The following is a 7,192-nucleotide window of genomic DNA, read 5'->3' as shown; positions in this document are numbered from 1 at the left end:
CACATGGGGGTGAGGGGGCGCCACGCCCCGGGCCACAGGGTCCCCACGCCTGGGGGCCAGAGGTGGCCCGCGCCGGGCCCCCGGGGGGGGGCGGCGGGGGCGGGGGGGGGGGGGGCCCCCCCGTGGGGGGCCCCCCCCACCGGCACGGATGAAACGGGGCGTCAGCCCTTGAGGCGCGCCATCCAGGCCTCGACCTCGACCGAGGCGCGGGGCAGCCCGGCCGACAGGTTCCGGTTGCCGTCCTCGGTGACCAGGATGTCGTCCTCGATCCGGACGCCGATGCCGCGGTACTCCTCGGGCACGGTCAGGTCGTCGGCCTGGAAGTACAGGCCGGGCTCGACGGTCAGGCACATGCCCGGCTCCAGCGTGCCGTCGACGTAGGCCTCGGTGCGCGCGGCGGCGCAGTCGTGGACGTCCATGCCGAGCATGTGGCCGGTGCCGTGCAGGGTCCAGCGGCGCTGCAGGCCGAGCTCCAGGACGCGCTCGACCGGGCCCTCCAGCAGACCCCACTCGACGAGCTTCTCGGCCAGTACGTGCTGGGAGGCGTCGTGGAAGTCGCGGAACTTCGCGCCCGGCTTGACGGCGGCGATGCCGGCTTCCTGGGACTCGTAGACCGCGTCGTAGATCTTGCGCTGGATGTCGGTGTACGTGCCGTTGATCGGCAGCGTGCGCGTGACGTCGGCGGTGTAGAGGGAGTGGGTCTCCACGCCGGCGTCGAGCAGCAGCAGGTCGCCGGAGCGGACGTCGCCGTCGTTGCGGACCCAGTGCAGGGTGCAGGCGTGCGGGCCGGCGGCGCAGATGGAGCCGTAGCCGACGTCGTTGCCCTCGACGCGGGCGCGCAGGAAGAAGGTGCCCTCGATGTAGCGCTCGGAGGTGGCCTCGGCCTTGTCGAGGACCTTCACGACGTCCTCGAAGCCGCGGACGGTGGAGTCGACGGCCTTCTGCAGCTCGCCGATCTCGAACTCGTCCTTCACGGCGCGGGCCTCGGAGAGGTACACGCGCAGTTCCTCGTCGCGCTCCTTGGTCACCTTGTCGGTGAGGGCGGACTCGATGATGGCGTCGTGGCCGCGTACGCCCCGGACCGGGCCCTCGGCCTCGGTCAGGGCCTCGGCGAGCTCGCGCACGTCCTTGGCCGGGATGCCCAGGAGCTGCTCGGCCTCGGCGAGCGAGTGGCGTCGGCCGACCCACAGCTCGCCCTGGCCGGAGAGCCAGAACTCGCCGTTCTCGCGGTTGGAGCGGGGCAGCAGGTAGATCGTGGCGGTGTGCCCGGTCTCCCCCGAGGGCTCCAGGACGAGGACGCCGTTCTCGGTCTGGTCGCCGGTGAGGTAGGCGTACTCGGTCGAGGCACGGAAGGGGTACTCCGTGTCGTTCGAGCGGGTCTTCAGGCGGCCTGCGGGGACGACGAGGCGGTCGCCGGGGAAGCGGGCGGACAGCGCGGCGCGGCGGGCGGCGGTGTGCGCGGCCTGGGCGATGGGCTCCAGCCCGTGCAGCTCGGTGTCGGCCCAGCCGGTGCGCATGCTCTCGGCGAGTTCGTCGCTGACGCCCGGGTACAGACCGTTCTTGCGCTGCTTGTGCGTCTTCTTGGGCTGCTCTTCTTCCGGGGTCTCCGGGGTGAGCTCGTCAGCCACGTCTTCTCCTCAGCTACGACAGACACGGACCTGGGTGTGGACCCCATCCATCGTATGTGTGAGCGGAAGGCCCCCGGAGACTCTGTGCCATATCGCACAAATAGGAGCAAATTGCCCAATGCTCACAAATGTCGACATTCGGTGCGGTCGGCGGGGGCGTCCGCCACGCAGCGCGCCGGATCATTCGAAGCGCGCGGCGAGCAGTACGACGTCCTCGGGTGCGTCCTCGAGCTCCGTGCCGGGCAGCAGGGTCCGCAGGATGTGGTCGCAGATCGCTCCCGGATCCTCCCGGGCGATCCGGGGGGCCCCGGCGGCGGCCGCCTGCAGCCGGGCATAGGCCCGGTCCATCGGGTCACCGGTGCGGCGCAGCAGCCCGTCCGTGTACAGCAGCACCGTTTCTCCGGCGGCGGGCTCGATCTCCACGCTCGGCGCCTCCCAGCAGGAGAGCATGCCGAGCGGTGCGGAGAGCGAGGTCTCGACGTACTCGGTGCGGCGCTCGCCGATGAGGAGCGGCGGGGTGTGCCCGGCACCTGCCAGGATGATCTTGCTCGGTTGGCCCCCGCCGGGTCCGCCCGCGGGCTCGCAGTACGCGAAGAGCGCGGTCGCCGAGCGTGCGGGCTCGGTCAGTCGCAGCAGCAGCTCCAGGTCGGACAGGACCGCGACCGGGTCCTCGCCCTCCATGACGGCGTACGCGCGCAGGGATGCGCGCAGGCGTCCCATGGCGGCGATGGCGCTCGGCCCGGAGCCGGTGACGGAGCCGACGGCCAGTCCGAGGGCGCCTTCGGGCAGCGGCAGGGCGTCGTACCAGTCGCCTCCGCCGAGCGGTCCCGTGTGGTGGCGGGCCGCGAGCTGGACGCCGGGGATCCGGGGCAGCCGGCTGGGCAGCAGTTCCTCGGCCACGGTGGCCAGGCGGGAGCGGGAGCGCTCGACGTCCAGCATCCGGGCCAGGTGCTCGGCGGCGTGCCGCACGTAGAGCCCGACGAGGTCGCGTTGGCGGTCGTTCGGCTCGGCCTGCTCGTCGTAGAGCCAGACGGCCGCTCCGAGGAGGCCGGTCGCCTCGGCGGTCAGCGGCAGCGCGTAGCTGGCGGCGTATCCGAGGCGGGCGGCGACCTCGCGGTGACGGGGGTCGAGGGGGGTGGCGAAGCCTCCGGTGCCGGCGGGCGCGTCCGGTTCGGGGAGCACCTCGGAGCCGCCGTGGGCGTCCGGCAGCCCGTCGAGGATGCGCCCGTACGAGGTCGCGCTGCGCGGCACGGTCTCGATGTGGCCGAGGTCGGCGTGGCCGAGGCCGAGGCCGATCGTGGTGGTGGGGCCGAGTCCGTCGGAGGGCTCCAGGACGACCAGTCCGCGGCGGGCTCCGACGAGGGAGGCGCCGGCCCTCAGGAACTCGTGGAGCGAGGCGTCGAGGCCGCTGGTGCGGGCGAGGCGCTCGGTGAGTTCGTGGAGGGTGGTGAGGTCCGAGACCATGCCCGCGAGCCGGTCCTGGATGAGGCTGCTCGGGGCGGCCGCGGCGGGCGGCGCTGCCTGGGCGGGGGTGGTCCGCGCGGGTGTCGGCGCAGCAGTGTGCGGTGACGCGGTAACTGCTGGATCGATTCCAGCCACTTTCGGCAGATGCGGAGCGTTCACGGCGTCCGCCTTTCCACCTGGTGCGATTCGCCATATAGCATCGCAAACCCCCAGATCGTGCTGCGTCGCCATCAAGGAATCCACATCTACACGCACACACGGATCCATGTCCAGCATTGCCCAGGTGGGAATCCTGGTGTCCGTGGGACGGCAACTCACTGTCCGGCCAAGGCTAGAACTTGGCTGGAAAAAGCTGGAACCGGACGGTTTTTACGATCGACTGGACGGGCCCGGCGAGGGGTCCGGGTACGTAACCGGTAGCGCCCGGGGCCAGTTGGAACCGCCCGGCGCGGGTCGCCGTCCTTAGCGGCGGCAGCCGGTCTCGGTGCCGGCGCGGGTCGCGCTCCACGCCCGCCGGACGTTTGATGGACCCGTAAGACGACTGCACGAGCCGTGTGAACCTGCTTCTGGTGGACAGTGACGCGAAACGTGTACGTGTGGTGAGACACCCGTTACGTGGTGTGATGTGGCCCTCGACGTTCAACGGAAAGGAACGAGCGCTCATGCGCGAGATCCTCGGAAGGCGTCTCCAGCGGCTCCGCGACCGCTTTCGATCCCTGCGACCCGACCCCGGACGGACCGCCGCCCCGACGGCCCTCCTCGACGCGGCGCTCCACTGCGCCACCGTCCGGCAGTGGCCCGTCCTGCCCGGCGTCGGCCGGTCCGCCGCGGACGGTTCACGCTGTGCCTGCCCCGATCCCGACTGTGTCGTTCCCGGCGCGCACCCCTTCGACCCCGGGTTGCTCGCCGCCACCACCGACCCCCGGATGGTGGCCTGGTGGTGGGCGCGGCGACCCGCCGCTCCCGTGCTCCTGGCCACGGGCGGTACCGCCCCCTGCGCGGTGAGCCTGCCGGCCGGCGCCGCGGCGCGTGCGCTCGTACGGCTGGACGCGCAAGGGCTGCGGCTGGGGCCGGTCGTGGCCACGCAGACGCGTTGGTCGGTGTTGGTGGCGCCGTATTCGCTGGAACGGCTCGGCGAACTGCTCTACGCCAAGGACCACGTGCCCTCCTCGCTGCGTTTCCACGGCGAGGGCGGGTACTTGCTGCTGCCGCCCTCGGCCGCGTCCAACGGTGGACGGGTGCGCTGGGAGCGGGAGCCGGGCGCGGAGAGGGACCTGTGGCTGCCGGAAGTCGAGGCGGTCGTGGACGCGCTGGTCGAGGCGAGCAGCGGTGCGCCCGGCGGCGGCAGCAGACTTGCGTACTGATCACTCGTACGGGTGCCGGCGGGACGGGTTTCCACGGGAATTGGGCGCGGGGATCTCCGGGCCCCATTCCCGCGTCGCTATCTTCGGCGAATGAATCTCCGCCTGATCGGTATCGGCGCCGGTGTGTTGATCATCCTGTCCCTCCCGCTCGCGGGGGCGATCGCCGGGCCGGATTCTGCCGGTCAGGACGACGGAAAAGGCGGCGGCCTGTTCTCGACGCTGGGCCTTTCGGACTCATCGAAGGGGTCTCCCCGTTCTCACGGGTCTTCCGCGGGGGCCCCGCGCGACGCGGCACCCGGTGCCGCCGGGCAGCAGTCCGGACCGTCCGTCGCACCGCGTTCCGACGCGCGCTGCGGTCCCGAACTGTCCTCGCCGCACGGGGTGGAGGCGCAGACCTGCGTCCTGGTGGGCGAGGGGCAGACGTGGGGTCGTAGTTACTACCGGAACACAAGTGGTCGTGCACTGGATGCCGTGCTGACGGTGATGGGTCCGGCGGGACGCACCGTGCAGATCCGGTGCGTGGTCGGTGCGGGGGACGAACCGGGGCTGTGCGAGACGCCGAGGGAAGCTTCTTCGGGGACGCCGGACAACTACTCGGCCGTTGCGGAATTTGCGATTCCGGATGACGAAGGGCGGCTGTTGCTGCGGTCCGGGAGCAACTCACCGGCACCGGCTGACGGTTGAGCACCGCCTAAAAACAAGGGCCCGGTCGCTGGCGACGGGGGATGCACCAGCGACCGGGCTACAAGAACGGTAACAAGAGATCGCCTGTTCGCAAATTCGATCTCCGATATTCAGACACCGATTTGCAGACGATTAGCGGGAGTTGTGACTCCTGTCACCGGATCCGCGCGGGGGCGCGGGCGGGGGGAGCCTCAGCTGAGGGTCACCTGACGGTTGGTGAGCCCGCCGCGGGCGCGGCGCTCCTCCGCGGTCAGCGGTGCGTCCGTGGCCAGGGCCCCGGCCAGCCGCTCCGCGAACTCCGCCGCGGGCTTCTCCACGTCCTCCGCCGTGACGCCGGTGGGCAGGTCCCAGACGGGGACCATCAGGCCGTGCGCGCGGAAGGATCCGACGAGCTTCGTGCCCTCGCCGAGCGAGGAGGTGCCGGCCGCGGTCAGCCGCGCGAGGGCGTCGAGCAGCTTCTCCTCGGCGTGCGGCATGACCCAGCGCAGGTGGTTCTTGTCCGGAGTCTCGCACCAGTAGGCCGCGTCCACACCGGTCAGCTTGACGGTGGGAATGGCCGCGGCGTTGGCGCGCTCCAGCGAGGCGGCGATCTCCGGGGAGGCGTTCTGAGCGCTCTCCGACTCCGGAATCCAGAATTCGAAGCCGGTGTGGACAACCGGCTCGAAACCGCCGTCGGTGTCCAGGAGATCCTGAAGTCGCGGACCCTCGGCGGGAACCCGGCGGGCCGCCACGGGAGTGCCCGGGTCGGCGGCGAGCGCGCGCTCCAGGGTGTCGGCCAGATCGCGGCCGAGGTCCCCGCTGGAGGATTCGTTCTGCAGGCCGAGGAGGACGGAACCGTCCTCGCGGCGCAGGGCCGGCCAGGCCATGGGCAGTACGGTCACCAGCGTCACGGAGGGAACGCCCTCGGGCAGCCCGCCCTTGAGTGTCAGCGGCACGGTGGCCGCGGGCACGAGTTCGCGCAGAGCGACCCAGTCGCACTCGCCCGGCAGGCCTTCGAAGGGGCGCCGTACGTGTTCGGTGACGGCATGCGCGGCGGCTGCGCCGTGGCATGCCTTGTAGCGGCGCCCGGATCCGCAGGGGCAGGGCTCGCGGGCGCCCACCACGGGGATTTCGCCGTTGTCGAGCTGCGGCTTTGCAGTCTTGGCTGCGGGGCGCTTCTTGGCCATCGTGGGTGTCTCCCGGTTGCGGCGGTACGGCGTCGTGTCTGGGCGCGAGCCTAGCCGTTCGTACCGCCGGAACCGGTGGGTGCGGCCGGGAGCACGGTCGGCGTGCGCTCCCGGACGGCCGCTTGTCTCTTCCCGCGTGGTCCAGTTGTCGTCGAGCGGTGTTCTGTTGGTTTTCGGTTGTGTCGAGCTGTTGTCGTGTTGCTTCGTGTCGTGTCGTCCGTTGATCGTGTGCCGTGCTGTGTGTCGTGCCGTGTGGCGCCTTCAGAGATCGAGATCGTCGAAGGCGGTACCGAAGTCGATCGCCGGGGCCGCAACGCGCGTAGCGAAATCATCGTGCCGGGGCCCACAGGCAACGATCACCCACACGGTGACCTCACCCGCCGCTCCGTCCCGGACACCCCAGTCCTGGGCGAGGGCGCTGATGATGTTCAGCCCCCGGCCGCCGCGCGCGGTGACCGAGGGCGTGGCCGGAACGGGGCGAGTGGGACCGCCCCCGTCCGTGACCTCGACCGTCAGTCGCCCCGCCGTGTCGAAGCGCCATGCGGCGCGTATCTCCCCGTCCCCGACTTCCCGTGAGCCCAGCGGCCTGCCGTGTCGGCATGCGTTGCTGAGCAGTTCGGAAAGGATCAGTACGGCATCGTCCACGACCGATTCGGACACCCCGCTGATGCGCAGTTGCTCACGCATCCGGTGTCTCGCCTCGCCCACGCCCGCAGGACCATGGCGTACATCCATGTACGACGACGTGGGCACTTCCTGTGCCACCACCAACGCCACCCCCGGAACCTCCTTAGCCCCACGCATGGTCTGGATGCCCCAATGGCCTGGACCGGAAACCGCCGGAGCGGGGCCCTCTGACGCATTCGCACCGGCCGAATGCGGAGCG

General features: G+C 71.2%; 5 protein-coding genes and 1 pseudogene. 2 read left to right on the top strand and 4 right to left on the bottom strand.

What is annotated here, in order from left to right; translation table 11 throughout:
• Positions 1–161: 161 nt before the first annotated feature.
• A complete protein-coding gene (locus ACFYZL_RS28695) occupies positions 162–1,628 on the bottom strand; it encodes an aminopeptidase P family protein (protein WP_388682869.1) in 1,467 nt (488 codons plus the stop codon).
• A 180-nt stretch (positions 1,629–1,808) separates the two neighbouring features.
• A complete protein-coding gene (locus ACFYZL_RS28690; RefSeq protein ID WP_384745994.1) occupies positions 1,809–3,368 on the bottom strand; it encodes a PP2C family protein-serine/threonine phosphatase in 1,560 nt (519 codons plus the stop codon).
• A 386-nt stretch (positions 3,369–3,754) separates the two neighbouring features.
• On the opposite strand from ACFYZL_RS28690, the gene ACFYZL_RS28685 reads away from it, so the two are divergent.
• Positions 3,755–4,456 carry a bifunctional DNA primase/polymerase gene (locus ACFYZL_RS28685; protein WP_388682866.1) on the top strand — a complete coding sequence of 234 codons (702 nt, stop codon included), beginning with the start codon at positions 3,755–3,757 and terminating at the stop codon, positions 4,454–4,456.
• A 90-nt stretch (positions 4,457–4,546) separates the two neighbouring features.
• On the top strand, positions 4,547–5,140 hold the full coding sequence (locus ACFYZL_RS28680) for a hypothetical protein (RefSeq protein ID WP_388682863.1): 594 nt from the start codon (positions 4,547–4,549) through the stop codon (positions 5,138–5,140).
• 191 nt (positions 5,141–5,331) lie between these two features.
• Here the strand turns inward: ACFYZL_RS28680 and ACFYZL_RS28675 are convergent, their stop codons facing one another.
• Both ACFYZL_RS28675 and ACFYZL_RS28670 read right to left on the bottom strand, forming a co-directional pair.
• Positions 5,332–6,306, bottom strand: coding sequence for a DUF5926 family protein (locus tag ACFYZL_RS28675; protein WP_384745997.1), 975 nt, complete (start codon positions 6,304–6,306; stop codon positions 5,332–5,334).
• 261 nt (positions 6,307–6,567) lie between these two features.
• Positions 6,568–7,169: pseudogene (locus ACFYZL_RS28670) on the bottom strand (ATP-binding protein).
• Positions 7,170–7,192 lie beyond the last annotated feature (23 nt).

This window comes from Streptomyces sp. NPDC001717 (assembly GCF_042892775.1).
In the GTDB taxonomy this organism is placed as follows: Bacteria; Actinomycetota; Actinomycetes; order Streptomycetales; family Streptomycetaceae; genus Streptomyces.
Note: the sequence above shows the minus strand (reverse complement) of the source record. Positions and strands in the feature narration are given on the sequence as shown.

Excerpts from the sequence above, each read along its gene's own strand:
- ACFYZL_RS28690 (WP_384745994.1), bottom strand. The coding sequence starts at position 3,368 with ATGCTGGACATGGATCCGTGTGTGCGTGTAGATGTGGATTCCTTGATG.
- ACFYZL_RS28680 (WP_388682863.1), top strand. The coding sequence starts at position 4,547 with ATGAATCTCCGCCTGATCGGTATCGGCGCCGGTGTGTTGATCATCCTG.
- ACFYZL_RS28675 (WP_384745997.1), bottom strand. The coding sequence starts at position 6,306 with ATGGCCAAGAAGCGCCCCGCAGCCAAGACTGCAAAGCCGCAGCTCGAC.
- ACFYZL_RS28685 (WP_388682866.1), top strand. The coding sequence starts at position 3,755 with ATGCGCGAGATCCTCGGAAGGCGTCTCCAGCGGCTCCGCGACCGCTTT.